General features: G+C 63.5%; 24 protein-coding genes. 17 read left to right on the forward strand and 7 right to left on the reverse strand.

Annotation, left to right across the window (positions count from 1 at the left end; genetic code table 11):
- Window positions 1–77: 77 nt before the first annotated feature.
- Window positions 78–1,691, reverse strand: a complete 1,614-nt coding sequence (locus H4V99_RS06660) for a peptide chain release factor 3 (RefSeq protein ID WP_280676652.1) — start codon at window positions 1,689–1,691, stop codon at window positions 78–80.
- Window positions 1,692–1,931: 240 nt separating this feature from the next.
- Between H4V99_RS06660 and H4V99_RS06665 the strand changes: the two genes are divergently transcribed.
- Window positions 1,932–2,969, forward strand: a complete 1,038-nt coding sequence (locus H4V99_RS06665) for an aldo/keto reductase (protein ID WP_280676653.1) — start codon at window positions 1,932–1,934, stop codon at window positions 2,967–2,969.
- Between the two features lie 31 nt (window positions 2,970–3,000).
- Here H4V99_RS06665 and H4V99_RS06670 read toward each other — a convergent pair whose 3' ends face one another.
- On the reverse strand, window positions 3,001–3,591 hold the full coding sequence (locus H4V99_RS06670; RefSeq protein ID WP_280676654.1) for a TetR/AcrR family transcriptional regulator: 591 nt from the start codon (window positions 3,589–3,591) through the stop codon (window positions 3,001–3,003).
- A 192-nt stretch (window positions 3,592–3,783) separates the two neighbouring features.
- Between H4V99_RS06670 and H4V99_RS06675 the strand changes: the two genes are divergently transcribed.
- Window positions 3,784–5,133 (forward strand): pitrilysin family protein, encoded by a 1,350-nt coding sequence (locus H4V99_RS06675; RefSeq protein ID WP_280676655.1) that lies wholly within the window; start codon window positions 3,784–3,786, stop codon window positions 5,131–5,133.
- Between the two features lie 63 nt (window positions 5,134–5,196).
- Window positions 5,197–5,799 carry a histidine phosphatase family protein gene (locus H4V99_RS06680; protein ID WP_280679999.1) on the forward strand — a complete coding sequence of 201 codons (603 nt, stop codon included), beginning with the start codon at window positions 5,197–5,199 and terminating at the stop codon, window positions 5,797–5,799.
- 40 nt (window positions 5,800–5,839) lie between these two features.
- Here H4V99_RS06680 and H4V99_RS06685 read toward each other — a convergent pair whose 3' ends face one another.
- On the reverse strand, window positions 5,840–6,364 hold the full coding sequence (locus H4V99_RS06685) for a GNAT family N-acetyltransferase (RefSeq protein ID WP_280676656.1): 525 nt from the start codon (window positions 6,362–6,364) through the stop codon (window positions 5,840–5,842).
- Between the two features lie 73 nt (window positions 6,365–6,437).
- On the opposite strand from H4V99_RS06685, the gene dapB reads away from it, so the two are divergent.
- Together dapB and H4V99_RS06695 are read left to right on the forward strand one after the other, a co-directional pair.
- Complete coding sequence (gene dapB / locus H4V99_RS06690) at window positions 6,438–7,193, forward strand: 4-hydroxy-tetrahydrodipicolinate reductase (protein ID WP_348522356.1); 756 nt, start codon at window positions 6,438–6,440, stop codon at window positions 7,191–7,193.
- On the forward strand, window positions 7,190–7,633 hold the full coding sequence (locus tag H4V99_RS06695) for a hypothetical protein (protein ID WP_280676658.1): 444 nt from the start codon (window positions 7,190–7,192) through the stop codon (window positions 7,631–7,633). Before dapB ends, H4V99_RS06695 begins: the two co-directional genes overlap by 4 nt.
- 955 nt (window positions 7,634–8,588) lie before the next feature.
- Here H4V99_RS06695 and H4V99_RS06700 read toward each other — a convergent pair.
- From H4V99_RS06700 to H4V99_RS06715, 4 genes are all read right to left on the reverse strand, one after another.
- The gene (locus H4V99_RS06700) at window positions 8,589–9,479 is read right to left on the reverse strand and encodes a TIGR01777 family oxidoreductase (RefSeq protein WP_280676660.1); all 891 of its coding nucleotides are present in this window, start codon (window positions 9,477–9,479) and stop codon (window positions 8,589–8,591) included.
- A 5-nt stretch (window positions 9,480–9,484) separates the two neighbouring features.
- Entirely contained in the window at window positions 9,485–9,916 is a 432-nt protein-coding gene (locus H4V99_RS06705) for an OsmC family peroxiredoxin (RefSeq protein ID WP_280676662.1), read from the reverse strand.
- A gap of 89 nt (window positions 9,917–10,005) precedes the next feature.
- Entirely contained in the window at window positions 10,006–10,458 is a 453-nt protein-coding gene (locus tag H4V99_RS06710; protein WP_280676663.1) for a DUF4395 domain-containing protein, read from the reverse strand.
- On the reverse strand, window positions 10,451–10,912 hold the full coding sequence (locus H4V99_RS06715) for a thioredoxin family protein (RefSeq protein WP_280676665.1): 462 nt from the start codon (window positions 10,910–10,912) through the stop codon (window positions 10,451–10,453). Before H4V99_RS06715 ends, H4V99_RS06710 begins: the two co-directional genes overlap by 8 nt.
- Window positions 10,913–11,029: 117 nt before the next feature.
- Between H4V99_RS06715 and thyX the strand changes: the two genes are divergently transcribed.
- The 12 genes from thyX (at window position 11,030) to recA (ending at window position 23,765) form a co-directional block, all read left to right on the forward strand.
- Window positions 11,030–11,740: an FAD-dependent thymidylate synthase gene (gene thyX, locus H4V99_RS06720; protein WP_280680001.1), complete on the forward strand. Its 711-nt coding sequence runs from the start codon at window positions 11,030–11,032 to the stop codon at window positions 11,738–11,740.
- Between the two features lie 17 nt (window positions 11,741–11,757).
- Entirely contained in the window at window positions 11,758–12,735 is a 978-nt protein-coding gene (gene dapA / locus H4V99_RS06725; RefSeq protein ID WP_280676667.1) for a 4-hydroxy-tetrahydrodipicolinate synthase, read from the forward strand.
- 26 nt (window positions 12,736–12,761) lie between these two features.
- Entirely contained in the window at window positions 12,762–14,438 is a 1,677-nt protein-coding gene (locus H4V99_RS06730; RefSeq protein ID WP_280676669.1) for a ribonuclease J, read from the forward strand.
- 129 nt (window positions 14,439–14,567) lie between these two features.
- The gene (locus tag H4V99_RS06735; RefSeq protein WP_280676671.1) at window positions 14,568–15,611 is read left to right on the forward strand and encodes an efflux RND transporter periplasmic adaptor subunit; all 1,044 of its coding nucleotides are present in this window, start codon (window positions 14,568–14,570) and stop codon (window positions 15,609–15,611) included.
- Complete coding sequence (locus tag H4V99_RS06740) at window positions 15,608–16,309, forward strand: ABC transporter ATP-binding protein (RefSeq protein ID WP_280676673.1); 702 nt, start codon at window positions 15,608–15,610, stop codon at window positions 16,307–16,309. Before H4V99_RS06735 ends, H4V99_RS06740 begins: the two co-directional genes overlap by 4 nt.
- Entirely contained in the window at window positions 16,306–17,541 is a 1,236-nt protein-coding gene (locus H4V99_RS06745) for an ABC transporter permease (protein ID WP_280676675.1), read from the forward strand. Before H4V99_RS06740 ends, H4V99_RS06745 begins: the two co-directional genes overlap by 4 nt.
- 87 nt (window positions 17,542–17,628) lie before the next feature.
- Window positions 17,629–20,484, forward strand: coding sequence for a DNA translocase FtsK (locus H4V99_RS06750; RefSeq protein ID WP_280676677.1), 2,856 nt, complete (start codon window positions 17,629–17,631; stop codon window positions 20,482–20,484).
- A gap of 4 nt (window positions 20,485–20,488) precedes the next feature.
- Complete coding sequence (gene pgsA / locus H4V99_RS06755; RefSeq protein WP_280676679.1) at window positions 20,489–21,091, forward strand: CDP-diacylglycerol--glycerol-3-phosphate 3-phosphatidyltransferase; 603 nt, start codon at window positions 20,489–20,491, stop codon at window positions 21,089–21,091.
- A complete protein-coding gene (locus tag H4V99_RS06760; protein ID WP_280676680.1) occupies window positions 21,084–21,590 on the forward strand; it encodes a CinA family protein in 507 nt (168 codons plus the stop codon). The genes pgsA and H4V99_RS06760 overlap by 8 nt, the downstream gene beginning before the upstream one ends.
- Before the next feature lie 158 nt (window positions 21,591–21,748).
- A complete protein-coding gene (locus H4V99_RS06765; protein WP_280676682.1) occupies window positions 21,749–22,057 on the forward strand; it encodes a helix-turn-helix transcriptional regulator in 309 nt (102 codons plus the stop codon).
- An 86-nt stretch (window positions 22,058–22,143) separates the two neighbouring features.
- Window positions 22,144–22,368, forward strand: coding sequence for a DUF3046 domain-containing protein (locus H4V99_RS06770; RefSeq protein ID WP_280676684.1), 225 nt, complete (start codon window positions 22,144–22,146; stop codon window positions 22,366–22,368).
- 266 nt (window positions 22,369–22,634) lie between these two features.
- Complete coding sequence (gene recA / locus H4V99_RS06775; protein ID WP_280676686.1) at window positions 22,635–23,765, forward strand: recombinase RecA; 1,131 nt, start codon at window positions 22,635–22,637, stop codon at window positions 23,763–23,765.
- The last annotated feature ends 33 nt before the right edge of the window (window positions 23,766–23,798 follow it).

Genomic DNA, 23,798 nt, shown 5'->3' on the forward strand with positions numbered 1-23,798 from the left:
GCTACACACAGAACTGGCCGCGCCCCTCGGGGTGCGGCCAGTTTTGGTTATTCCTCGGTGCTGTTTAATGCACAGGGCTAGCGAAAGTCGTCGACCGTCGCGTTCGCGATGTCAATCAGAACCAGGTCCGGGTTCTCCCGGTGAATCGCCTGCAACCGCCACGGAGTGCTGAACAGAGCCAAGAGGGTGCCGTCAGAACGGGTGAAGACCTCCACCTGACGCATCGGCGCCAGCAGTAGTGCGCTGGCCTTGTCCGTGCGCCGGGCCACCTGGTAGGGCAACGCCTCCATGCGAATGTCAGCATGGAAGTCGTGCACCATGCGGTCTTCCACCACCTCGAACTGCATCGGCCCCACGGCACCCAGCACCGGAGCCTGCTCGCCGCGCAGCTCCGAGCGCATCACCTGAATGACGCCCTCGTGGTCGAGCTGCTCGATGCCACGCCGAAACTGCTTGTGCTTACTGCTGTCCACCGGACGGATCGCACGAAAATGTTCGGGGGAGAACAGCGGCAGCGGCGGGTACTCCACCGGTTCGTCTTCGAAGATCGAGTCACCCACGCGCAGCGCGGAGGCGTTAACAAGACCCACGATGTCTCCCGGCCACGCCTGGTCAATCACGGTGCGCTCGCGTCCGAAGAGCTGCTGCGCGTACTTCGTGGCAAAGGGACGACCGGTTGCGGCGTGCGTCACGATCATGCCACGACGAAATTCACCGGAGACAACGCGGACATAGGCCACGTGGTCGCGGTGTGCGGTGTTCATTCCGGACTGCACCTTGAACACGAACCCGGAGAAGGCGCTCGTCACGGCGCGGGGAACACCGTCGATGTCGGGGCGGGCCTCAGCCGGCGGCGCGAATTCCACCAGTGTATCGAGCAGCTGCTGTACACCGAAGTTCGCCACGGCGGCACAGAACAGCACCGGGGTGGTGTCACCCGCCAGAAACAGCTCTGAGTCGTGATTCTGGCCCTCGGCATCGAGCAGGTCGGATTCATCGGTGGCGTTTGCCCAGGCAACACCCTCTTCGGCGGCCGCCTCGGCGGCACTCAGCCGAGTGGACTCGGCTACGGTGGCACCACCGGGGGTGCGGGTGAAACGCAGGAAATCACCGGAACGGCGATCCATGACCCCGCGCAGATCACCCGCCTCACCCACGGGCCAGTTCAGCGGCGTGGGCAGCAGGCCGGTGCGGTTCTGGATCTCATCCATCAGCGCCAACGGGGAGGCGCCGGGGCGGTCCCACTTGTTGATGACGGTGATCACGGGCAGGCCGCGCTGCTTGCACACGGCGAAAAGTTTCATGGTCTGCGGTTCGAGGCCCTTGTTGGCATCAACGAGCATGACCGCGGCGTCCACGGCCGACAACACGCGAAAGGTGTCTTCCGAGAAGTCAGCGTGCCCGGGGGTGTCCACCAGGTTGATCACTGCATCGTCGTACTCGAACTGGATCGCCGCGCTCGTGACCGAAATCCCGCGCGCCTTTTCCATCTCCATCCAGTCCGAGACGGTGCCGCCGCGGCCGGCCTTGCCATGCACGGCACCGGCGTGAGTGATGGCGCGCGCATGCAGAAGAAGCGCCTCCGTCAGCGTCGATTTTCCGGCATCCGGGTGCGAAATCACCGCAAAGGTTCGGCGGCGGCGTGCTTCGACGGGCACGTTGATATTGGTCACGTCGGCGAGTTGAGTCATGAATGCTTTCCGGCGAATGATTCGGCAGGCCAAAAGTGGGCCCTACATCGGCTTCCGCACGAATTCGCTCTCCCCTCTACCCTAACTTGCGACCCGCCAGCTGGACCCCGTCAGGGGCGCTTCCCATACTTCTACCCGACCAAAGTGCCGTCCTGCCGATCTTTTTTGGGCAGGTCGTCGAGTCTTCGTGCTCTGACGGTGTTTTCGGGTTATGGTCGCCCCAACACGGAGGAGACGCGGATGTCCCGACTTGCAGGAGTGCGAACGGCTCACCCCACGGGAGCTCATGCGGTGAGCGGTACGCCGCCGATGTCGCCCCTGCCAGAGCGGCCCGTGCTGCCGAGTGCTGACCCGGTCGGGCCTCGCCGGCGGATCATCGCCGACACCGCGCTTCGCATACACCCGTTGGCACTCGGCTGCAGCTCCTTCGGCTGGACGGTTGACAGCGACACCGGACGCCGCATTCTGGACGAACATGCGGCACGCGGCGGCAACTTCATCGACACCGCCGACAGCTACTCCACCGGCCGAAGCGAGATCATGATCGGTTCCTGGCTGCGCACTCGGGGCGGGCGCGACAAGACCATCGTGGCCACCAAGATCGGGCGCAACCTCGACAACCCGGGCCTGAGCCCGCAGAGCATCATCGGCGCAATCGATGCCTCACTCGACAGACTCGGAACGGACTACATCGATCTGCTGTACTTTCACGGCGATGACAAGACGGTACCCCTCGAGGAGAGCCTCGGGGCGATGGCCGCCATAATGCAGAGCGGCAAGGTGCGGTATCTGGGCGCCTCCAACTTCTCACCCGAACGACTCATCGAGGCCCGGGTGCTCGCCGCCAACGGTCTACCGCGGTTCGTTGCCTTGGAAACGCAGTACAGTCTCGTGCGCCGACCCGACTTTGAGTCTGCACTGGCCCTTGTCACCCGGGCGCAGGGCATGGCCGTCATGCCCTACTTCCCGCTTGCACACGGTTTTCTGGCCGGACGCTATCGCAGCAAAGCGGATGTCTCCAGTCAGTTGCGCGGTCAGCGCGCCGGTGCCTACCTCAACCGAAAAAACCTGCGGGTGCTGAGCCTCCTCGACCGGATTGCCGCCGAGTATGACGTGACCGCCACAACGATCGCGGTGGCCTGGTTGCTCACCCGTTCCGGGGTGTGTGCTCCGGTGGCTGGGGCGAGTCATCCTGATCAGGTGGAAGCCCTGGTTGCCGCGGCCGGCATCCGCTTGAGAAGGAATGACATGGCGGAGCTCGACCGACTCTCGAGGTGAGCGTGCCGCCGGCGAGCCGCCCGGTGAAGTTCTAGCCCGCGGTCTCGTCGAGCACGCGCTGAATGCAGCGCAGCAGCGCGGTGTGGGCACCGATGGGATCGCCCAGGTTGGCGCCGGCGAAGGCACCGTCACGAGCGAGGAAGAAGTCATCGGCCGCATCGCCCGGACGCGCGTGACCCATACCGCGAAAAAGATCCTCGACGGCTGCGCCGTACCAGTCGCGGTGAGCGGTGACGGCCTGGCGAACGGGATGGTTTGGGTCGGCAAACTGGGCAGCAGCATTGATGAACGGGCAGCCGTGGAAGCCGGGGCGTGTCACCTGCGTGGAGATTTCGGCCACAATGCCGCGCAACCGCTGCTCGGGTGTGTCGTACCGGGTTTCCACGGCGGCCAGAAAGTCTCGCGCAACGCGGTCGCGTCCCTGCAGGTACACCACGATGAGAGCATCCTTCGAGCGGTAGTACTTGTAGAAGGTGGCTTTGGTGACCTTGGACTCACTGATGATGCGGTCCACGCCCACCGTGTGCACGCCTTCGGCGTAGAACAAGCGATCGGCCGTGGCGAGGATTCGCACCTTGGCGTGAGTCGTCGGTCGGGCTACCGTGTCTGTCAGCGCAACCATCTGGGGTTACTCCTTGATTCTCGAGAGTGATACTGCGGAACGACAAAGTGTTGAGCGACCGCGTGGGGGACAGACAGCCTGCTCGGGCTGATTTCCAGACTGTAGCACAGACTAGACAGTCTTGTCTGTCGGCATTTATGGTCCGCTGGGGTACGCCTTCGGGCACGGCCGCTGGCCTAAGCTGGTCAGGATATGAACGGCGCTGTTGAATTTCCTCTAGACCTACCCGAACTCTCCTTCCTCGCGGCCGGTGATTCGCTCGTTCGGCGCACCGTATTGCCGAGCGGAGTGCGAATCCTCAGCGAACGGGTTCCGGGCAGTCGCAGCCTCACTATCGGCTACTGGGTCGCCGTCGGTTCGCGCGATGAACTACCCGGCCACTTCGGCTCCACCCACTTTCTTGAGCACCTGCTGTTCAAGGGCACGCCCACGCGCACGGCCTTCGACATTGCCATTTCCTTTGACGAGGTGGGCGGTGAACATAACGCCATGACCGCCAAGGAATACACCTGCTATTACGCCAAGGTGCAGGACCGCGACCTGTCCATGGCCGTTGAGGTGCTCACCGACATGTTGACATCGTCCACACTCGATGCCGAGGAGTTCGAAACCGAGCGCGGGGTCATCCTTGAAGAGCTCGCCATGGCCGATGACGATCCGGCCGACGTAGCCAACGAGCGTTTCTTTGAGGCCGTGCTCGGCGACCATCCGCTCGGCCGCCCCATCGGTGGCAGCGCGCACACCATCCGTGGGGCAACCCGCACGGCCGTGCACGAGCACTATCAGGCCAACTATCGTCCGCAGGACCTCGTCGTGACCGTTGCCGGCGCGGTTGACCATGACGTTCTCGTGGCCGACGTCGTCACAGCCCTTGAACTCGCCGGCTGGGACCTCAGCGTGCCGGCCGTTCCCGTGGTTCGCCGTGCCGACCACCCGGCCACCATTACGCAGGGCAAAGCGGTCACGATCGTGCACCGGCAACTGGAGCAGGCCAACCTGCTCATCGGTATGCCCGGCATCCTCGCAACGGATGACCGCCGGGTCACCATGAGCGTGCTCAACTCCATCTTCGGTGGCGGCATGTCCTCACGCCTCTTCCAGGAAGTGCGCGAAAAGCGCGGCCTCGCCTACTCCGTGTACTCCTTCGCACCGGGGTACTCCGATGCCGGTCTCTTCGGTATGTACGCCGGCTGTTCCCCGGCTAAGGCCGGCCAGGTTGCCGAGCTTCTGCTCAGTGAGCTTCATCGCCTCGCCGACCACGGCGTGACTGCTGAGGAGATGAGACGGGCCGCGGGACAGCTGTCGGGCGCATCCGCTCTCGCCCTCGAGGATTCGGACACCCGCATGTCGCGGCTGGGTCGGTCAGAAATTACCCTCGGGGAGTTTGCCGACCTCGATGAGGCACTTCGTCGTCTTGCTCTCGTCACCGCCGACGACGTGCAACAACTGGCCGCAGAACTCGTGAGCGGGCCGATTTCGATCGTGGCGGTTGGTGCCCTCGCCGAGGACACATTTGCGTCGATCATTCCGGCCAGCGTCTAACCGCGACCCTCTTCTGAACGTCGACTGCTCGTGGGCAGCCGCACCCGATCGAAAGGGCCAATGATGCCCCAATACCTTTACCTTGTTCGCCACGGCGAGCAGATGGATGCCGAGCACGGGTTGCAGGACGGCCCACTCTCACCCCGCGGTAAGCGGCAGGCGCAGCTGATTGCCGAACGCCTCGGTGGTGTGCCCTTTACCGGAGCCTGGCATTCACCCTTGCAACGGGCCGAGGAGACGGCCGGCATCATTGCCGAGCGCCTGCCGGCACTGACGTCCCAACCCACGCCGCTGCTGATGGACTGCATTCCGTCCGGCCGCGCCAGCGAGACACCCTCGGCCTACGACCCCTTCTTCGGTTCCGTCACCGAGGAGGACATCGACGCCGGGCGCGCACAGATGGAGGACGCGGTTGCCGAGTTCCTACAGCCGCGCCGCCGGGAGCGTCACGACCTGCTCATCACACACAACTTCGTGATCGCGTGGTTCGTGCGTGAAGTTCTGGGGGCGCCGGACTGGCGCTGGGTCGGCATCAACCAGGCCCACTGTGGCCTCACGGTATTACAGCAGAAGCCGGGCCGCCCGTGGACGCTGGTGACCCACAACGACCTCGGTCACCTTCCCGTGGAACTGCGCACCGGTCTGCCCGAACCCCTCATGTTCTAGGCGCTACCGGGCAGTTCCGTCTTGGCTGTATATGTGCTGATCAGGGGGTTTCCTCAACCTGCTGCGCGCTGGTGAGCAGAGTGCTGTCGCTGCTGAGAACCTTTCGGTACCAGTTTGTGGCGTTTGGATTGTCGTTGTAGGCGGCAATGTCTCGGTAGCCCGAGCGTTGATACAGGGCCGCAGCGGACTCGAGGCTCGCATTCGTGTCCAGAACCACCTCGACAGCGCCGAACTGTGACGCTCGATGCTCGAGCTCGGTGAGCAGAACACGTCCCCATCCGCGCCCGCGCACGTGGGGCTGCAGCCACAGGTGCTTTATCTCGTACCGCGGGTTGCCGTCAGGGGTATCAGTAAGACGACGGATGCCGCCGCACCCGACGGCCTCGTCGCCGTCACTGAGGAGCAGAAACACGCCTCGTGGCGGAACGAACTGCTCCGGTGTGGGGAAAGCGGGTCGATAGGTGCCCTGCGCGGCCGGAAACGAGAGGGCCCGATCGGCGAAATACTCGGTGAGCAGGGTGACGGCGCGTGGGTCAGACACCGAGACATCCGTAAAAATTGGCATACCCCAAGGGTACGGCCGTAGATCTCGACACGAGGCGGAGGGTGGCTCCGCCGGGGCTTGGTAGATTGGCACTATGACAACGAGGGTGGCCGTAATCGGCGCAACGGGCAAGATGGGGCGCCTGGTGTGCGGGCTCATCGAGCAGGCCGAGGGCTACGAGCTGGTGGCACAGCTGAACTCGCAGAGTTCGCTTGACGAGATGCTCGGGGCCGATGTCGCAGTCGACCTCACCATGCCGGGTGTCAGCCAGAGCGTGGTCGACTTTGCAGTAGACCACGGCCTCAATGTTCTGGTGGGAACATCGGGCTGGTCGCAGGACCGCATCGGCTCTCTCGCACATCGACTCGCGAAGCTTGAGAGCGTGGGTGTTGTTATTGTCCCCAACTTTTCGATTGGATCCGTGCTCGCCACCGCGTTTGCGACCCTGGCCGCTCGCTTCTATGACTCGATTGAGATCGTGGAGGCTCACCAAACGAGCAAGGTGGATTCACCGTCCGGCACTGCTGTGCGCACGGCGGAACTCATGGCGAAGGCACGGGCCGGTCGAGGCCCCGTGTCGGCCCCGCACACCGACCAGCGGGCCCGCGGTCAGCAGGTGTCAAACATTCCCGTGCACAGTTTGCGGCTCGAGGGGCTTCTCGCTCGCCAGGACGTCTTCCTCGGTGGCACGGGGGAGACCCTCACCATCAGCCACAACACGCTGTCGACGGATTCCTATATTCAGGGAATTCTGCTTGCCCTCGACGCGACACGGGAGGCACACGGCGTCACGGTGGGCCTCGACCAGATCATCGACCTGGGGCTGACCTTGCCGGGAGCATCCGCATGAAGGGCCGCATTGCCGTTGTTCTGATGTCGCTGCTGCTGGTGCTGTATCTCGTGCTGATGGGCTGGCGCGCAGTGCTGTTCATGCAGACCGGTGAACCGGTCGGAATCGCGATTGGCGCGGCACTACTCGTGCTGCCGCTCATTGGTTTCTGGGCTTTGATTCGAGAGATTATGTTCGGCATGCACTCGGAACGGCTGATCCACCTGCTCGCGGAGCAGGGTGGTCTTCCCCTCGATGACCTACCACGACGCCCCAGTGGACGCCCGTATCGCGAGGCCGCTGACGCCGAATTCCCCCAGTTCAAGGCCGAAGCGGATGCCGAGCCCGACAACTGGCGGGTCTGGTTGCGCCTCGGACTGGCCTACGACGCCTCCGGTGACCGCCGTCGTGCTCGTGGTGCAATCCGCACCGCGATCGCCCTGGAGCGCGCCCCGCGCTAGCCCCTGCGCTGCCCCTCTCCAACCTTTTCGCTGGTCGAGCAGCGCCCTCTGGGGCGCGTGTCGAGACCTCGTGAGGCGCCCTGCGGTGCTCGCCCCCATTCCGCTGGTCGAGCAGCGCCCTCTGGGGCGCGTGTCGAGACCTCGTGAGGCGCCCTGCGGTGCTCGCCCCCATCTCGCTGGTCGAGCAGCGCCCTCTGGGGGCGCGTGTCGAGACCTCGTGAGACGCCCTGCGGTGCTCGCCTTGGTGGATTGTCTTACGGGGTCTCGACAGGCTCGACCAGCGAAAAGGGGCGCGGTGTCGAGGTCGGCCTAATACTGCGCGCGGCTCGCCCCCATCTCGCTGGTCGAGCAGCGCCCTCTGGGGCGCGTGTCGAGACCTCGTGAGGCGCCCTGCGGTGCTCGCCTTGGTGGATTGTCTCGCGGGGTCTCGACAGGCTCGACCAGCGAAGGGGGGCGCGTTGTCGAGGTCGGTCTAAGACTGCGCGCGGCTCGCCCCCATTCCGCTGGTTGAGCAGCGCCCTCTGGGGCGCGTGTCGAGACCTCGTGAGGCGCCCTGCGGTGCTCTCCTTGGTGGATTGTCTCGCGGGGTCTCGACAGGCTCGACCAGCGAAGGGGGGCGCGTTGTCGAGGTCGGTCTAAGACTGCGCGCGGCTCGCCCCTATTCCGCTGGTCGAGCAGCGCCCTCTGGGGCGCGTGTCGAGACCTCGTGAGGTGGCCTGCGGTGCTCGCCTTGGTGGATTGTCTCGCGGGGTCTCGACAGGCTCGACCAGCGAAGGGGGGCGCGGTGTCGAGGTCGGTCTAAGACTGCGCGCGGCTCGCCCCCATCTCGCTGGTCGAGCAGCGCCCTCTGGGCCGCGTGTCGAGACCTCGTGAGGCGCCCTGCGGTGCTCGACCAACGAAGAAGGGGCCCCGACCAGCGCGTGAGCGCAGGTCGAGACCCCGTGAGACGTTCTCGCTACGGCTGGCGCAGCATCCACTCAACAGCGCTGGCCGCTGTCTCGTGCTTGAAGATGAACCCATCACTCTGCAACAGCTTCGCGCTCACGTTCTGATCGGCGAGCAGAAGCTGCCGCGCAGCATCCTGCAACAGCAGTGTGAGGATCTTGGCCGGTACGGGAATCTTAAACGGACGGTTCAGATCTCGTGCCAGCACGCTCATCACATCATTCGCGGTAGCCGGTGTCGGACCCACGATATTCACGGGTCCACGCAGGGTCGACGTGAGCAGATGCACAATGGCAGCTGCCTCATCGGGCAAACTTACCCACGGCCAATGCTGCGTGCCAGCACCGAGAGGACCCGACACACCCAAACGGGTGATCGGGAGCAGCGGTTTGAGCGCGCCACCCTTGGCGAGCACGAGGCCCGTGCGCAGCAGGACAACACGCGTGGCATCCGGCGCCCGCTCTGTTTCACGCTCCCAGGCCACAACTACATTGGCAAGAAAATCCGTGCCAGGAGTCGAGGTCTCGTCCACGGTCTGGCCAGGCCTGTCACCGTAGACACCCACAGCAGAGCCGTTCAGCAGGACGCTGGGCGGGTTCTGGCTGTGACGCAACGCATCGACGAGCGTGTGGGTGGCCTGAACGCGAGAGTTGAGAATCTCCTTGCGGTAACCCGGAGTCCAGGGCAACCGCGCCAGCGACGCTCCCGACAGGTTGACAACGGCATCGACGCCATCGAGTGCTGTCGGATCAAGGGATAGTGCCGCCGGATCCCAGCGGATTTCCCCGGGGCCCGTCACGTCCCGTCGCACGAGACGAACAACGTCGTGACCGGCCACGCCGAGCTGAGCCGACAGTTCCCTGCCGATCAGCCCCGACGCCCCGGCGATCAGAACGCGCACGCGGGTTACGCCAGTTCAGCTTCGATCGTGATGGGGATGCCCGCAAGTGCTTTCGAGATGGGGCAGTTGACCTTGGCGTCCTGGGCGAAGGCCTGGAACTCCTCTTCGGTCAGCCCGGGAATCTTCGCGCTCACGAGCAGGTGGCTGCCGAGTACGCCCTTACCGGCAGCGAAGGTGACAGCCGCGGTGGTCTGGATGCTGGTGGGCGTGTGGCCGGCGCTGGAGAGGGCATTTGCGAGGGCCATCGAGTAGCAGGAGGCGTGTGCCGCTCCCAGAAGTTCTTCGGGGTTCGTGGTGTTGGCGACGCCCTCGGCACGAGCCTTCCAGTTCACCGAAAATTCTGCGGTGTGGGAGGAATCGAGCTTGACGGTGCCGCTGCCGGCTGCGAGCGTGCCGGTCCAGACGGTAGTTGCTTCACTGGTGAGCGTCGTGGGCATTGTGTTACCTCCATAAGGTGGAATTCCACCCTATCCGTCGGGGTGCCCCGGACGGAACGCGTCGTCTGGGAAAACACTGGGAGCGACCGTCAGGCCCGGAACATTCCAGACCGCACCAACAGCAGGTACAACTGGCAGCCGAGGCAGTAGTCAAAGACCGCGTTCAGAAAGGCCGCCACGAAGGCAACCGCGGCCGCCACACCCACGGCTTCGGGGATCCCGAGAGCGCCGAGCACTATCCCCGTGAGCGTCACGACGAGACCCACTGTCTGGGCAAACGTCGGCGGCGCCTCGTCCTCCAACTCGCTGGGCGGTGACAGTCGCGGACGCACAAACTTCTTGAACAGCCAACCGTAGGGGTGACGCCCCGCTCCGGCAATCGTGCCCCACGCGAACAGGCCGGCCAGCACCGACAACAGCACCAGAGCAGCAGTGGATGCCCCCACCAGCGCCAGAAAAACGGTCACGAGCAGCAGGGTCGCGGTGATACCTGCGCCGAAGCGCGGGCCTCGAGGGTCAATGGCCGGACGGGACTCAGACATGCACACTGCTTTCGGTGGGGGACTTTGCTGGCGCTTCGGCGATCTCGTCCAGGTGACGATGAATGTCGGCCGCGCTCGGCACGCCGGCTACCCGGGCTTGAACCCGACCGGCACCATCAAGAATGAGGGTAGTCGGCGTCTGCAGAACAGAAAAACGGCTGATGATGTCTGCTCGCTCCGACACGTCTACGTCGAGGTGAACGACTCCCGAGCGCGCATCGGCGACTCGGCCGAGCAACCGACCGGTGCCGGGGCAGCGAGCGCACCACGGGGTGGAAAACTGCACGAGCGTGGCGTGAGCACCAAATGCGTGGTCGGTGGCAACATCCGCTGGGGTGAGTACGGTGCCACTCACCCGAGAAATTCGACCCTGACGGGACCGCCAGATGAGACCCAGCACGGTTGCCACTCCCACGAGGGCGAGCACGAGAGCCGTGGCGGCGAGGGAATTCATGTCTTCAACGCTACAAGGCGACACGCGCGGGCCGTGCACTGTGACGACAGATGACGTGCGCGCTGCAACGTGAACGGTACACTCTATTCCGTGCCTGAAATTGAATTCCGATCGGAAATGACCGTGGAGTTGGTGCGCTCAAGCGCCCACGACTCCGACGTGCTGTTCGCTGCCCGAGTGTCCACGCTGGGGGAGCAGACCCTTGAGGCCAGCCAGCTCGACGGTGCCGAAACCGAGGCCGATGAGAAGCGCAGTACTGGCCTCATCAACTACCTCATGCGCGACCGTCACGGTTCGCCCTTCGAGCACAACTCCATGACCTTCTACGTGCGCGCACCCATCTTCGTTTTTCGGGAGTTCATGCGTCACCGCATTGCCTCCTACAACGAAGAATCGGGCCGATACCGGGAGCTCAACCCCGTTTTCTACGTTCCCGCCGAGGACCGCAACCTGGTGCAGGTGGGCAAGCCAGGCGCCTACGATTTCCTTCCGGGAACGGCCGAGCAGGCCGCCCTCGTTCAGCAGCAGACGCGCGCCGCAGCCGTGCACTCCTATGAGGCATACCAGCGGATGCTCGAAGCCGGCGTGGCCCGTGAGGTCGCGCGAATCGTGCTCCCACTCAATATCTACTCCTCGATGTATGTCACGCTCAACGCACGCTCGCTCATGAACTTCCTCAGCCTCCGCACCAAGCGTGAGGGCACGGTGTTCCCGTCGTACCCGCAGCGCGAGATCGAAATGTGCGCCGAGCAGATGGAGAATCACTTTGCGCAGCTGATGCCTCTCACCTACGCAGCCTTCAACAAGAGCGGCCGCGTTGCTCCGTAGGCGCTAGCCTGTATTTTGTGAGCTCCTCTACAAATCCCTTTGGCCAGGTGCTAGTCGCACTGGTCACACCATTCACGTTCGACGGAGAAGTGGACTGGGCCGGGGTCGAGAAGCACATCGATGATGTGATCAACGCCGGTGCGGACGGCATCGTCGTGACCGGAACCACCGGAGAAACAAGCACCCTCACCGACCCGGAAAAGATTCGCCTGGTTGAGGTGGGTAAGTCCGTGGCCAATGGTCGCGCCAAGATCATCACCGGTGGTGGCTCGAATGAGACCGCGCACGCCATGCAGCTCGCGCGTCAGAGCGAGAAGGCTGGCGCTGACGGCAACATGATCGTCACGCCGTACTACAACAAGCCCACTCAGGCCGGCATTCTGACTCACTTTCGCATGATCGCTGATGCCACCGACCTTCCGGTGATTCTGTATGACATCCCCGGTCGTACCGGTGTTCCGATCGCGTACGAGACCATCCTGCGCGCGGCCAAGCACCCGAACATCCTTGCCGTCAAAGACGCCAAGGGTGATTTCGCCCAGGTGAGCCGCGTGCTGAACCAGACCGACCTGATGTACTTCTCCGGCGATGACGCTAACGTCTTGCCGCACCTGTCTATTGGAGCCACGGGCCTGATTGGCGTCACCGGCAACATTGCCGCAACGCCCTATCGGCAGATGGTCGACGCCGTGAACGCCGGGGACCTTGCCACCGCGACGGCTGCGCACATGCAGCTGGAGCCGCTGGTTCGGGCCGTGATGACCCACGTTCCCGGAACGGTCGCCGTGAAATATATTCTGCACGGACTTCGACGCATCGGTAGCCCCCGCGTTCGCCTGCCTCTCGTGGGTCCTGAGGAATCCGAAGCTGCCCAGATCGAATCGGAAATCGATCTCGTCAAGAACATTCCCGGAGTAGACTTCAGCAACTTTCGGCCCGATCGCAACGCGGCAGCCGGCGGCTCACTGCCCAAGGTTGCCGGCACGACGCGGTAGGCCACATTCTGGCGTGAGGAGGAGTTGTGGCTGGGGCCGTTCGCCTTCCACCTGCTTTGACCGCGGGTACCCTTCGAATCACTCCGATCGGAGGGCTCGGCGAAATCGGTCGCAACATGACGACCTTTGAGATCGATGGAAAAATTCTCATCGTCGATTGCGGCGTTCTCTTTCCCGATGAGCGCCAGCCGGGCGTTGACCTCATCCTTCCCGATTTCGGCTTTCTGGCGGACCGGATCGACGACGTGTTGGCGGTTGTGCTGACACACGGACACGAGGATCACATCGGGGGTATGCCGTACCTGCTCCGACTCCGGTCAGACATTCCCATCATTGGGTCGGTCCTCACGCTCGCCTTCCTCACTGCCCGGCTCCGGGAACATCACCTCGTCCCTAACCGGGTGTCCGTTGCCGCCGGTGCCAGCGAACGGTGGGGGCCCTTTGGGCTGGAATTCATCGCGGTGAATCATTCCGTCCCCGACGCTCTCGCCGTGGCCATCACCACGACCGGTGGAACCGTGCTGCACACCGGCGATTTCAATATGGACCAGCTCCCCATCGACGGGCGCATCACCGACCTGGGGGAGTTTGCCCGCCTCGGCAGGGAGGGAGTCGATCTCCTGATGATCGACTCGACCAACGCGGATATCCCCGGTTTCTCCGCACACGAGCGATCGATCAGGCCCGCCCTCGACCACATCATTCGGCGAGCACCGCGCCGGGTGATCATTGCCGGCTTTTCAAGTAATGTGCACCGGGTGCAGCAGGTGCTGGATTCGGCCCACTCCAACGGGCGCCGGGTGACGTTCCTCGGCCGTTCAATGGTGCGCAGCATGGGAATTGCCGCCGAGCTCGGCTACCTCACCGTGCCGCCAGACGTGCTGGTTGATTTCAGCCGTTCGGATGCCATCCCTGAAAATAAGATGATCTACATCGCCACCGGCTCGCAGGGTGAACCGATGGCGGTCCTCGGTCGCATGGTGCGACAGGCTCACGAGATTGCGGTGCGTCCCGGCGACACGGTGATTCTGGCATCAAGTCGAATCCCGGGCAATGAAAGCGCGATTGCCGGAATCATCGACGGACTCACCAAGCTTGGTGCCACCGTTTTTCACCGGGGGAACGCGCTGGTGCACGTGTCTGGTCATGCGACTGCTGGTCCGCTGCTCTACGTGTTCAACATGGTGAAGCCACGCAACGTGCTCCCCGTGCACGGGGAGTTTCGCCACCTCACCGCGAACGCACAGCTGGCCATCGAAACGGGAGTGAGTGCATCCAGTGTCATCCTTGCCGAAAACGGGACGGTCATTGACCTGTGTGCCGGACGAGCCGTGGCGGTTGGGCAACTCGACGTGGGTTACGTGTTCGTGGATGGAGCAACGGTGGGGGAACTCACCGAAGCTGATCTAAAAGACCGCAGAATTCTGGCCCAGGAGGGTTTCGTCTCGGTCATTGTTGTTGTGGCGGTGACGACCGGGGTCGTGCTCGTGGGCCCGGAGGTACACGCTCGAGGTTTTGCGGAAGACGAGTCGGTCTTCGACGCGCTCAAGCCCCTCATCAGCGCGGCCCTGCGCACCGCGGCACTCAACGATGTGCGCGACCTGCATGTGCTCTCCCAAATTGTGCGTCGGGTGGCGGGACGCTGGGTGCAACAGACCTTTCACCGCCAACCGATGATCGTTCCCCTCGTCATTCAGGCGTGAGCACTCGATAACAGCGTGGTCAAGCCGCGCAACATGCTCACCATGCACGGCGATCGATCCCACCGCGGGGTTCGGGACCGCTACACTCACCATGTCGGCCAGCGCAGGCCGCCGAATCGGGGGGCTTGAGTGAAAATTGCACGCACATGGATCTTTCCACTACTACGAATCGCGCTCATTGCGTTGATTGCTGTGGCGCTCGTGAAGCTGGCATTCTTCCCGGATGGCGCCGTCGCGAGTGATCCGGCTCAGCCCACCGGGCAGGTTGTTGAACCTCAGATTGCAGTCGCGCTCGGCACCATCACGAATAACGTCACACTCGACGCCACCGTGAGCGCCGACGCCGCACTTGCCGTGAAAGCCAACGCCGTGGGTACCGTCGACGAGATCTTCGTGGCCGCCGGCCAGCCCGTGGTTGAGGGCGACAAGATCTATGACATTCGGGTGGAGACCCTCCGAGACCCGGTGGAGACCACGGATGCCCTGGGTCAGGTCACGATGACCCAGCCCAAACCTGTCGTGAGCTTTTCCAAGGTACTCGCGCCCGCCACGGGCGTGCTGAGTTCGCTTACTATCATTCCCGGCCAGGCCGTCTCCGTCGGGGACGCTACGGGGCAGGTTGCACCGCCGAGCTTCTCGGTGACCGGCGCACTCAGCCCCGACCAGCAGTATCGCCTACAAACCAAGCCGACCGAGGCATCCGTCACCATCACCAATGGCCCGGCACCCTTCACGTGCACCGGCCTTGTCGTGACCACACCGCTCGCCGGTGCCACGAGTGACGCGCTCGGGGGAACGGATGCCGCGACCGGCGGCACCGGCACAACGGTGAGTTGCGCGATTCCCGCGGAGGTCGTGGTCTTCTCCGGGCTGGCGGCGAAGATCACGATTGCGGCTGGGCAGGCCGACAACGTGCTCGTGGTCCCCACAACGGCGGTCAAGGGATCGGCGGCAACCGGTTCGGTGTGGATGGCGCTTCCGGACGGCACGACGGAGGAGCGCCCGGTGACCCTCGGCATGACGGACGGAACGAGCGTTCAGCTCCTGACCGGCGTCGTTGAGGGTGACCTCGTGAACGAGTTTGTGCCGGGCGCGGTGGCTCCACCCCAGGACGGCTGTATAACCGGCCCGGGCGGCAGCGTGATCTGCAATGGCGTCGGGATGGGCGGATGAGTCTCCTACACCTGGCGGGAGTGACCCGCACGGTGGATGTCGTGGACGCTCCACCGCTCACGATTCTCGCAGGGGTCGACCTCGATATCGCGGACGGTGATCGGGTGTCCATCGTGGGCCGCTCCGGTTCCGGAAAAACCACGCTGCTCAACCTCCTCGGGCTGCTCGACAACCCCACGACCGGCGTTATGACGTTCGATGACCGCAAGGTGGCGTCCTTCTCATCGGGGGAACGCGACCGGGTACGCGGACAGCACGTGGGATTCATCTTTCAACAGTTCAACCTCTTGCAGGGGCGCACAGCTCTGGAGAACGTCATGACGCCGTTGCTCTACGCCGAGGGGAAACAGTTCTGGCAACGGTCCCGCATCGCCGCCGAAATGCTTGACCGGGTGGGCCTCGGCGACCGCCTGTCGAGCATGCCCGACCGGCTCTCCGGGGGCGAACAGCAGCGGGTTGCGATCGCTCGGTCCCTCGTGCGCGGCCCTCGCCTCATTTTGGCAGATGAGCCGACGGGTGCCCTCGATCTGGAAACCGGCGCAGCCGTGATGGATCTCATCGATGAGGTCGCGCTCGCCTCGGGCGCTGCGCTCGTGACGATCACACACGATCCGGCGATTGCAGCACGTGCCACCAGGCATCTGCGGCTGGACCACGGGACGCTCGTGTCCGCGCCTATTGTGGCGGCAACGGTATGAGTCGACTCGCCACCAACGTCGTCGGGTCCTTCGTGGAGGCGTGGCAGGAACTGCGCATCCATAGGACTCGGGTCATGCTGTCCCTCATCGGAGTCGCTGTAGCGGTTTGCGCCATCACCACCGTGGTGGGTCTCGGCGCTCTCGCGCAGCAGGCACAGGTGGAGCAGAGCGAGCGTTCGTCAGGCCGACCAGCCAGTCTGAGTGTGTACGTGTCGACGGCTGACGGGACGCCACTACCGGCCGCACTCATGCAGGAGGCGTGGCAGAGTGCGATCGAACGTTACGACGTGACCTATGCCAGTCGGGTGCTCACGACGAGCCAGACCGTGCAATTCGCCGACGGCGCGGCCATGGTGATGGCCACCGGTGTCGATCAGCCGTACGGCACCATGCACCGGCTGAAGATCTCGTCCGGAACGTGGTTCGCGCCTGACGATGCCCTGCGGCTTGCACCGGCGATCCTCGTGAACTCCGTGTTCTACGATCGCATCGGAGCGCCCGATCTCGCCACGCACCCCACGGCGACTCTCGTGGGCGCCCAGAACACGACCGCGATCATCATCGGCGTCTATCCCTCAAACGTGTGGGAGACCGAGCCAACGATGTTCATGCTTGCAGACGCCTTGGCCGCCAGCACTCCCGTCACAACGGTTGATCCCGGCATGTATGGGAGCCCGCAGACCCAGTATGAAATGTGGGTTCCGCCGGCGGTCGCTGCAGACCTCTCAATCGCTCTGGAGCGTGACATCCAGGGAGCTCTCGGCGACGGTGCGACCGCCAGCGTGAACCGTCAGGACTACGCAAGCTTCGACGGCGACCCCTACCTGCCGCTCAAACTCATGGTCGGGGGAGTGGCCGGTCTCGTTCTGCTGCTCGGCGCCCTGGGACTCGTGAACATTGCTCTGGTTACGCTGAAGCAGCGCATTCGGGAGATCGGTATTCGGCGAAGCTTCGGGGCCACGGCCGGACGAGTGTTCTTCGCCGTGATGATGGAGAGCGTCGTCGCCACGGTCGTTGCCGGTGGTATCGGGGTCATTGCGGCCGTACTGATCGTCAAAAATCCGCTCGTGGAGGGCTTTATCGGCCAAGGCCAGGTCACGGACTTCCCACCGTTCCCCGTGGAGGCCGCTATCCTCGGCTTGATCTGCTCCACGGTTGTTGGCGCGCTCGCTGGCCTCGTACCCGCGCTCGTGGCCGTGCGCGTGAAGGTGATCGATGCCATCCGCTACTAGCCGGTAGGCAAGGGAAGCAAAGCACACCGCGGCGCGTGGTGGGCGTGGGATCACCGGGATCGGACGGCGCGGCGGTACCGTTGTCCCATGGCAACGAGCACGAAATCGACCGGTCGAACTCCGAGCGCCCCGGGGCGGGGCACTCCGGCACGCAAGCCTGCCGCAAAAACAGTTACAGCCAAGACCGTGAGATTCACGGAAACCGAGGTGAAGCCGAGCGTTGGCACCCGCATCTGGACCGGTCTTGCCCATGTCACCGGCGGCGCCGCTCGAGCCCTGGGCCCGGAAAAGCTCTCCAAGGATGAGCGTCGCGACGGCCTCCCCTTCTTTCTCGTTCTCCTGGCCATTGCCGGTGCAGTGGTGGAGTGGTTCCTCATCAACAACGTTGTTGCGCAGAACCTCGACGCCTGGACCTTCGGCGGACTCTTTGGTCGTGTTGCCTTCGCCCTCCCGGTCATCATGCTGATCTTCGCGGTCTGGCTCTTTCGCAAACCCAGCTCGGTGCACGACAATGGCCGCATCGGAATCGGCCTGACACTTCTTCTTGTCTCCGTTTCCGGCCTCTGCCACATCTTCGGCGGTCAGCCCGAACCCAGCGAGGGGATGAACGTGCTCGCCCTGTCCGGCGGGGTCATCGGCTGGATGGTGGCTGCGCCACTGATCCTGCTCACGACGTCGGTTGGCGCCTCGATCGTGGTGATTCTGCTGCTGATCCTGAGCCTGTTCATCATTACCAAGACACCGCCAAACCGTCTCCCGGCACGCTCACGCGAGCTGTACGCCTGGCTGTTTGGTGCCGTTCTGCCCGATGACGACGAGCGTGCGGCTGCCAAGAGTGCCAAGAATGACAAAACCGGCGCGGTCGAAAAGACCGTGCAGGTGGAACTCGATGGCGTCGATGGCGACGCCGCCGCCCTGCCATGGTGGCGGCGCAACACCAGCCAGCGTGAGGAAGATCCCGACTTCAGCAGCGCGCTGCATTCGGAGAAGACATCACCAAACGAAGACCATGCCGCTGACCCGCTTGGCGTTCTCCTCGGAGGAGACGCGTCGCGTGGTGGCTTTGACACTCCGCTCGAGAGCACAGCGGATGCCGTCGAACCCTCCGATCACTACGGCACCGAGGTACTCGAAGACCTTCGACGCGCTGAGCTTGCCGTGAAGCGATTCACCGGGGAGATCGATCTGTCGAAGGGAACATCGACGGGGCTGCAGTCCGATGACCCGGCGGGCCTCACCGAGGTGATCCCCGCGTTCACATCCCCACGCGTCGACGACGAGTCCGCCGAGCAGGAGGGGTTACGGCCGAGCGCCCCGGAGTCGAACGTTCCCTACGTCGTGCCCGCGGCATCCACTTTGACCGCCGGCCCGCCCGCTAAGGCACGCTCGGCCGCCAACGACGTGATCGTGAAGTCGATCACCGAGGTGCTGCGTCAGTTCGGTGTCGATGCCCAGGTGACCGGGTTCTCACGTGGCCCCACGGTCACCCAGTACGAAATCGAACTGGGCCCGGGTGTCAAGGTGGAGCGGGTTACGGCGCTGAGCAAGAACCTCTCCTACGCAGTGGCGTCCAACGAGGTGCGCATCCTGTCACCGATCCCCGGCAAGAGCGCCATCGGTATCGAGATTCCGAACACCGACCGGGAGATTGTGACGCTCGGCGACGTGCTGCGCTCAACCGTGGCCACCAACAGCACGCATCCCATGACCATCGGCGTCGGTAAAGACGTGGGTGGTGGCTTCGTGCTGGCCAACCTCGCCAAAATGCCTCACCTTCTGGTGGCCGGGTCAACCGGCTCGGGTAAGTCAAGCTTTGTGAACTCCATGATCACCAGCCTGCTCATGCGGTCCAAGCCGAGTGACGTGCGCATGGTGCTCATCGACCCCAAGCGCGTGGAACTCGCCGCCTATGCCGGCGTACCGCACCTGATCACACCCATCATCACGAATCCCAAGAAAGCAGCCGAAGCGCTGCAGTGGGTCGTGAAAGAAATGGACATGCGCTACGACGACCTCGCCAGTTTCGGGTTTCGGCACATTGACGACTTCAACAAGGCCGTCGTGGGCGGCGAGATCGTGCTGCCGGCCGGGAGCGAGCGCAAGCTCAAGCCGTACCCCTACCTACTGGTGGTGGTCGATGAGCTGGCCGACCTCATGATGGTGGCCCCGCGCGACGTTGAAGACTCGATCGTGCGCATCACCCAGCTGGCCCGCGCCTCCGGAATCCACCTCGTGCTGGCTACCCAGCGCCCCAGCGTGGACGTGGTGACGGGTCTGATCAAGGCCAACGTTCCCTCGCGCCTCGCATTCGCTGTGACCAGCGTCACCGATTCCCGCGTTATTCTCGACCAGCCGGGAGCTGACAAGCTCATTGGTCAGGGTGACGCGCTCTTCCTCCCCATGGGGGCTTCCAAGGCTATTCGCGTGCAGGGGGCCTGGGTCACCGAAGACGAGATCGAGAAGGTCGTGAAGCACGTCACCAACCAGGCCCGGCCCGACTACCGGCCCGACGTGTCGATGGTGCAGCCGCGCAAGGAGATTGACTCCGACATCGGCGATGACCTGGAGGTGCTGCTCGCGGCCGCCGAGCTCGTGGTCTCCACCCAGTTCGGGTCGACATCCATGCTGCAGCGCAAGCTGCGAGTGGGGTTCGCCAAGGCGGGGCGCCTCATGGACCTGCTCGAATCACGGGAGATCGTGGGCCCGTCGGAGGGGTCCAAGGCCCGCGACGTGCTTGTTTCAGCGGAGCAACTGCCGAGTGTTCTCGCGAGGCTCCGCGGCTCGGATGCCGAGCACCACGCGGCTCAGTCCGCCAAACCCAACAATGAACTCCCCGACCCGCGCTACGCTGACGACCCGGTGAGCAAGATGTCGCAGGGGTATCCTGAGGTCGACGGCAGCTCCGACGACGAGGATGCCTGGAATCTGACGGACAGGGACTGAACGCATGGTGACATCGAACGATCCGCCCCACCCGCCCAGTAACTGGAACGTGCCGAACGCCATCACCATCGTGCGTATTCTGCTCGCACCGGTTTTCCTCTGGATGTTGCTGACCGATGACGGAGCCGACGGAGCTTTGCGCTGGGCGGCTGCGCTGCTCTTCATTCTTGCGATTGCAACCGACGGCATCGACGGCATGATTGCACGTAAGCACAACCTCGTCACCGATCTCGGCAAACTGCTCGACCCCATTGCCGACAAGATTCTTACCGGCGGTGCCCTCGTGGGCCTGTCGATTATCGGTGAGCTGCCCTGGTGGGTCACGATCATCATTCTGGTGCGGGAGATCGGCATCACCGTGTTCCGCTTTGTGATGCTGCGTGACCGCGTCATCCCGGCCTCTCCGAGCGGCAAGCTCAAGACCATCGCTCAGTCCGTGGCCCTCTCCCTGGCGCTGTTGCCGCTCTGGCTGCTGTTTGGTGACGAGGTCATGCACTGGGTCAACACCGTGGCCATGTCGATTGCCGTGGCACTCACGGTCTACTCCGGCCTTGAATACCTGCTCGCCGCGCGCCGCCACGGGTCCAGCACGCCGGCCCATGAGTGAGCAGATGGATGTGGCAGCGGAGCTGATTGCGGAGCTCATCGCCGCGCACCTCAGCATTGCCGTTGCGGAGTCCCTGACCGGCGGACTGCTCGTGGCCGAACTCGTGAGGGTGCCCGGGGCATCCGCTGTGGTCAATGGTGGGATCGTGGCGTACAACACCGAGCTGAAGCACACACTCCTGGGCGTGGATACGAGCGTGCTCAACGTGCACGGCCCCGTTCATCCCGACGTGGCCAAGCTCATGGCGATCGGTGCGCGAACCGCGCTGGCCGTCAACGGAGAACGGGCGGCGATCGGAGTGTCAACGACGGGCGTAGCGGGGCCGGGCCCGCAGGGGGGACATGCAGAAGGCACCGTTTTCATCGGGCTGTCCAAGGGCACCGGGTCATGGGCTCTTCCCCTGCATTTGACAGGAAGTCGCGACGAAATTCGGGCCGAAACGGTGGCCCGCGCCGTTGAAGCTGTGCGTGACCTGTTAGCTCGGGAGACCTTGGAATAGATGATGTTACGTATGGGTTACATCGAGCATATTAACAAGAAAAGATCAGTCACTCTCTGTAGTCTCAAGTTGTCGGAATCGCTAAGCGGCGTAAAATATCTGATGACGCAGTACCCAGTTCTAACCCAGAGGTTGACAGGCATAAGGAGGAGGTTCCGATGATTCTTGTACGTCAGGAAATCGGCGATGTGCTCAGGGACTTCCGCCTGCAAAAAGGTAGAACCCTTCGGCAGGTCGCAAGTAAAGCAAGTGTCGCCCTCGGCTATCTCAGCGAGGTAGAGCGTGGACAGAAAGAGGCATCTTCCGAGATCCTCGCCTCTGTTGCAGACGCTCTTGACACCCCTATTTCAGTCATCATGCGTGAGGTCGGCGACCGTCTCGCCGTCATCGAGGGGATCGATGCGTTCCCCGACACCGTACCCGACGACTTTGGGGCCGCCTACGACCCCGGGTTCCTGGTTCGCTAGTCACCTTTCTAACCCCCTATTGATCTATGCAGTGCGTACAGAACTTCGCGCACTGCATTTTTCCTGCCCGCAGTAAGGAGTGACCTGTGCGCCTCAGCGAATTCCGCCGTGCCGTGGCCGACGAGTTTGGTGACGCCTACGGGCGCGTGCTCACCGGAGACCTGGTTCTCGGAGCGTTGGACGCTCGAACCGCTGATGCCGCTCTGGAATCGGGAATCCCGGCGCGTGACGTGTGGCTGGCGCTGTGCGCCGAAACCGACGTCCCCGCCGAACGGCGCCATGGTGCCGGCCTGCCCGCAGCGCGCCACTGATCCTCGTCGGTTTTCGACACGCCGGTATCTGAATCCCGGTAATCATAGAAGATCTGTTCGGTCGTTGATAGACTCCTTCACAGCGCGAACAGTGTCACGTTGTCCACCATCCGCCGTCCGGACGAACCAGTGTCGGAGGGTCGGCGTACAGTCGCTCACGTCCGCACTACGTAGCAATTGCCTTGTCGATAGCGAGCACCGGGGTCTTCCCGATTCTTGCCCCGACAGCCTATAGGCGCCGAAACGCACGACCAATGGAGACCATCATGGCATCAGCAGCAGATCGCGAAAAAGCCCTAGAGACAGCCCTCGCCCAGATCGACCGTCAGTTCGGTAAGGGTTCCGTCATGCGTTTGGGTAGTGACGAACGCGCACCCGTTGAGACCATCTCGACCGGTTCGATTGCGCTTGACGTTGCGCTGGGTATAGGTGGACTGCCCCGTGGTCGCATCGTGGAAATCTATGGGCCAGAGTCTTCGGGTAAGACCACCCTCACCCTGCACGCCATCGCAAATGCTCAGAAGAACGGCGGCATTGCAGCCTTCATCGATGCCGAGCACGCCCTCGACCCGGAATACGCGAAAAAGCTTGGCGTTGACATTGATGCTCTGCTGGTATCCCAGCCCGACACGGGTGAGCAGGCACTCGAGATCGCCGACATGCTCGTGCGAAGCGGATCCATCGATCTCATCGTTGTTGACTCCGTGGCTGCGCTGGTCCCACGTGCTGAAATTGAGGGCGAGATGGGTGACTCCCACGTGGGACTCCAGGCCCGTCTCATGTCACAGGCCCTCCGTAAGCTCACGGGTGGACTCAGCCAAACCAACACCACCATGATCTTCATTAACCAGCTGCGCGAAAAGATCGGTGTGTTCTTCGGTAGCCCCGAAACCACGTCCGGTGGAAAGGCGCTCAAGTTCTACGCGTCCGTTCGTCTCGACATCCGTCGGATCGAAACCCTCAAGGACGGCACCGACGCCATCGGTAACCGCACCCGCGTGAAGGTCGTCAAGAACAAGATGGCACCGCCCTTTAAGCAGGCCGAGTTCGACATTATGTACGGCATTGGAATTTCGCGCGAAGGAAGCCTCATCGACTTTGGTGTCGACCAGGGCATCGTGAAGAAGTCCGGTGCGTGGTACACCTATGACGGCGACCAGCTTGGCCAGGGAAAAGAGAATTCCCGTAACTTCCTGCTGCGCAATCCCGACATGGCCAACGAGATTGAGCGCAAGATTTTGAACAAGCTCGGCGTGGGTGCAGAGGGCATCGCGTTTAAGGCTGCTGAGAAGGCTGCTGCCGATGCCGCCGAGGCCATTGAGAAGAAGAAGGCCGAAGAGTCTGGGATCGTTGCACCGCCCGTAGCGGTCAAGGCCAACGCTCGCAAGAGCGCCTAGGTTTCCGTGTCACCCTCCACACACGACGAAAGA

Source organism: Cryobacterium sp. CG_9.6 (assembly GCF_029893365.1).
In the GTDB taxonomy this organism is placed as follows: Bacteria; Actinomycetota; Actinomycetes; order Actinomycetales; family Microbacteriaceae; genus Cryobacterium.

Excerpts from the sequence above, each read along its gene's own strand:
- H4V99_RS06660 (WP_280676652.1), bottom strand. The coding sequence starts at position 1,691 with ATGACTCAACTCGCCGACGTGACCAATATCAACGTGCCCGTCGAAGCA.
- H4V99_RS06665 (WP_280676653.1), top strand. The coding sequence starts at position 1,932 with ATGTCCCGACTTGCAGGAGTGCGAACGGCTCACCCCACGGGAGCTCAT.
- H4V99_RS06670 (WP_280676654.1), bottom strand. The coding sequence starts at position 3,591 with ATGGTTGCGCTGACAGACACGGTAGCCCGACCGACGACTCACGCCAAG.
- H4V99_RS06675 (WP_280676655.1), top strand. The coding sequence starts at position 3,784 with ATGAACGGCGCTGTTGAATTTCCTCTAGACCTACCCGAACTCTCCTTC.
- H4V99_RS06680 (WP_280679999.1), top strand. The coding sequence starts at position 5,197 with ATGCCCCAATACCTTTACCTTGTTCGCCACGGCGAGCAGATGGATGCC.
- H4V99_RS06685 (WP_280676656.1), bottom strand. The coding sequence starts at position 6,364 with ATGCCAATTTTTACGGATGTCTCGGTGTCTGACCCACGCGCCGTCACC.
- dapB (WP_348522356.1), top strand. The coding sequence starts at position 6,438 with ATGACAACGAGGGTGGCCGTAATCGGCGCAACGGGCAAGATGGGGCGC.
- H4V99_RS06695 (WP_280676658.1), top strand. The coding sequence starts at position 7,190 with ATGAAGGGCCGCATTGCCGTTGTTCTGATGTCGCTGCTGCTGGTGCTG.
- H4V99_RS06705 (WP_280676662.1), bottom strand. The coding sequence starts at position 9,916 with ATGCCCACGACGCTCACCAGTGAAGCAACTACCGTCTGGACCGGCACG.
- H4V99_RS06710 (WP_280676663.1), bottom strand. The coding sequence starts at position 10,458 with ATGTCTGAGTCCCGTCCGGCCATTGACCCTCGAGGCCCGCGCTTCGGC.
- H4V99_RS06715 (WP_280676665.1), bottom strand. The coding sequence starts at position 10,912 with ATGAATTCCCTCGCCGCCACGGCTCTCGTGCTCGCCCTCGTGGGAGTG.
- thyX (WP_280680001.1), top strand. The coding sequence starts at position 11,030 with ATGACCGTGGAGTTGGTGCGCTCAAGCGCCCACGACTCCGACGTGCTG.
- H4V99_RS06740 (WP_280676673.1), top strand. The coding sequence starts at position 15,608 with ATGAGTCTCCTACACCTGGCGGGAGTGACCCGCACGGTGGATGTCGTG.
- H4V99_RS06745 (WP_280676675.1), top strand. The coding sequence starts at position 16,306 with ATGAGTCGACTCGCCACCAACGTCGTCGGGTCCTTCGTGGAGGCGTGG.
- H4V99_RS06750 (WP_280676677.1), top strand. The coding sequence starts at position 17,629 with ATGGCAACGAGCACGAAATCGACCGGTCGAACTCCGAGCGCCCCGGGG.
- pgsA (WP_280676679.1), top strand. The coding sequence starts at position 20,489 with ATGGTGACATCGAACGATCCGCCCCACCCGCCCAGTAACTGGAACGTG.
- H4V99_RS06760 (WP_280676680.1), top strand. The coding sequence starts at position 21,084 with ATGAGTGAGCAGATGGATGTGGCAGCGGAGCTGATTGCGGAGCTCATC.
- H4V99_RS06765 (WP_280676682.1), top strand. The coding sequence starts at position 21,749 with ATGATTCTTGTACGTCAGGAAATCGGCGATGTGCTCAGGGACTTCCGC.
- recA (WP_280676686.1), top strand. The coding sequence starts at position 22,635 with ATGGCATCAGCAGCAGATCGCGAAAAAGCCCTAGAGACAGCCCTCGCC.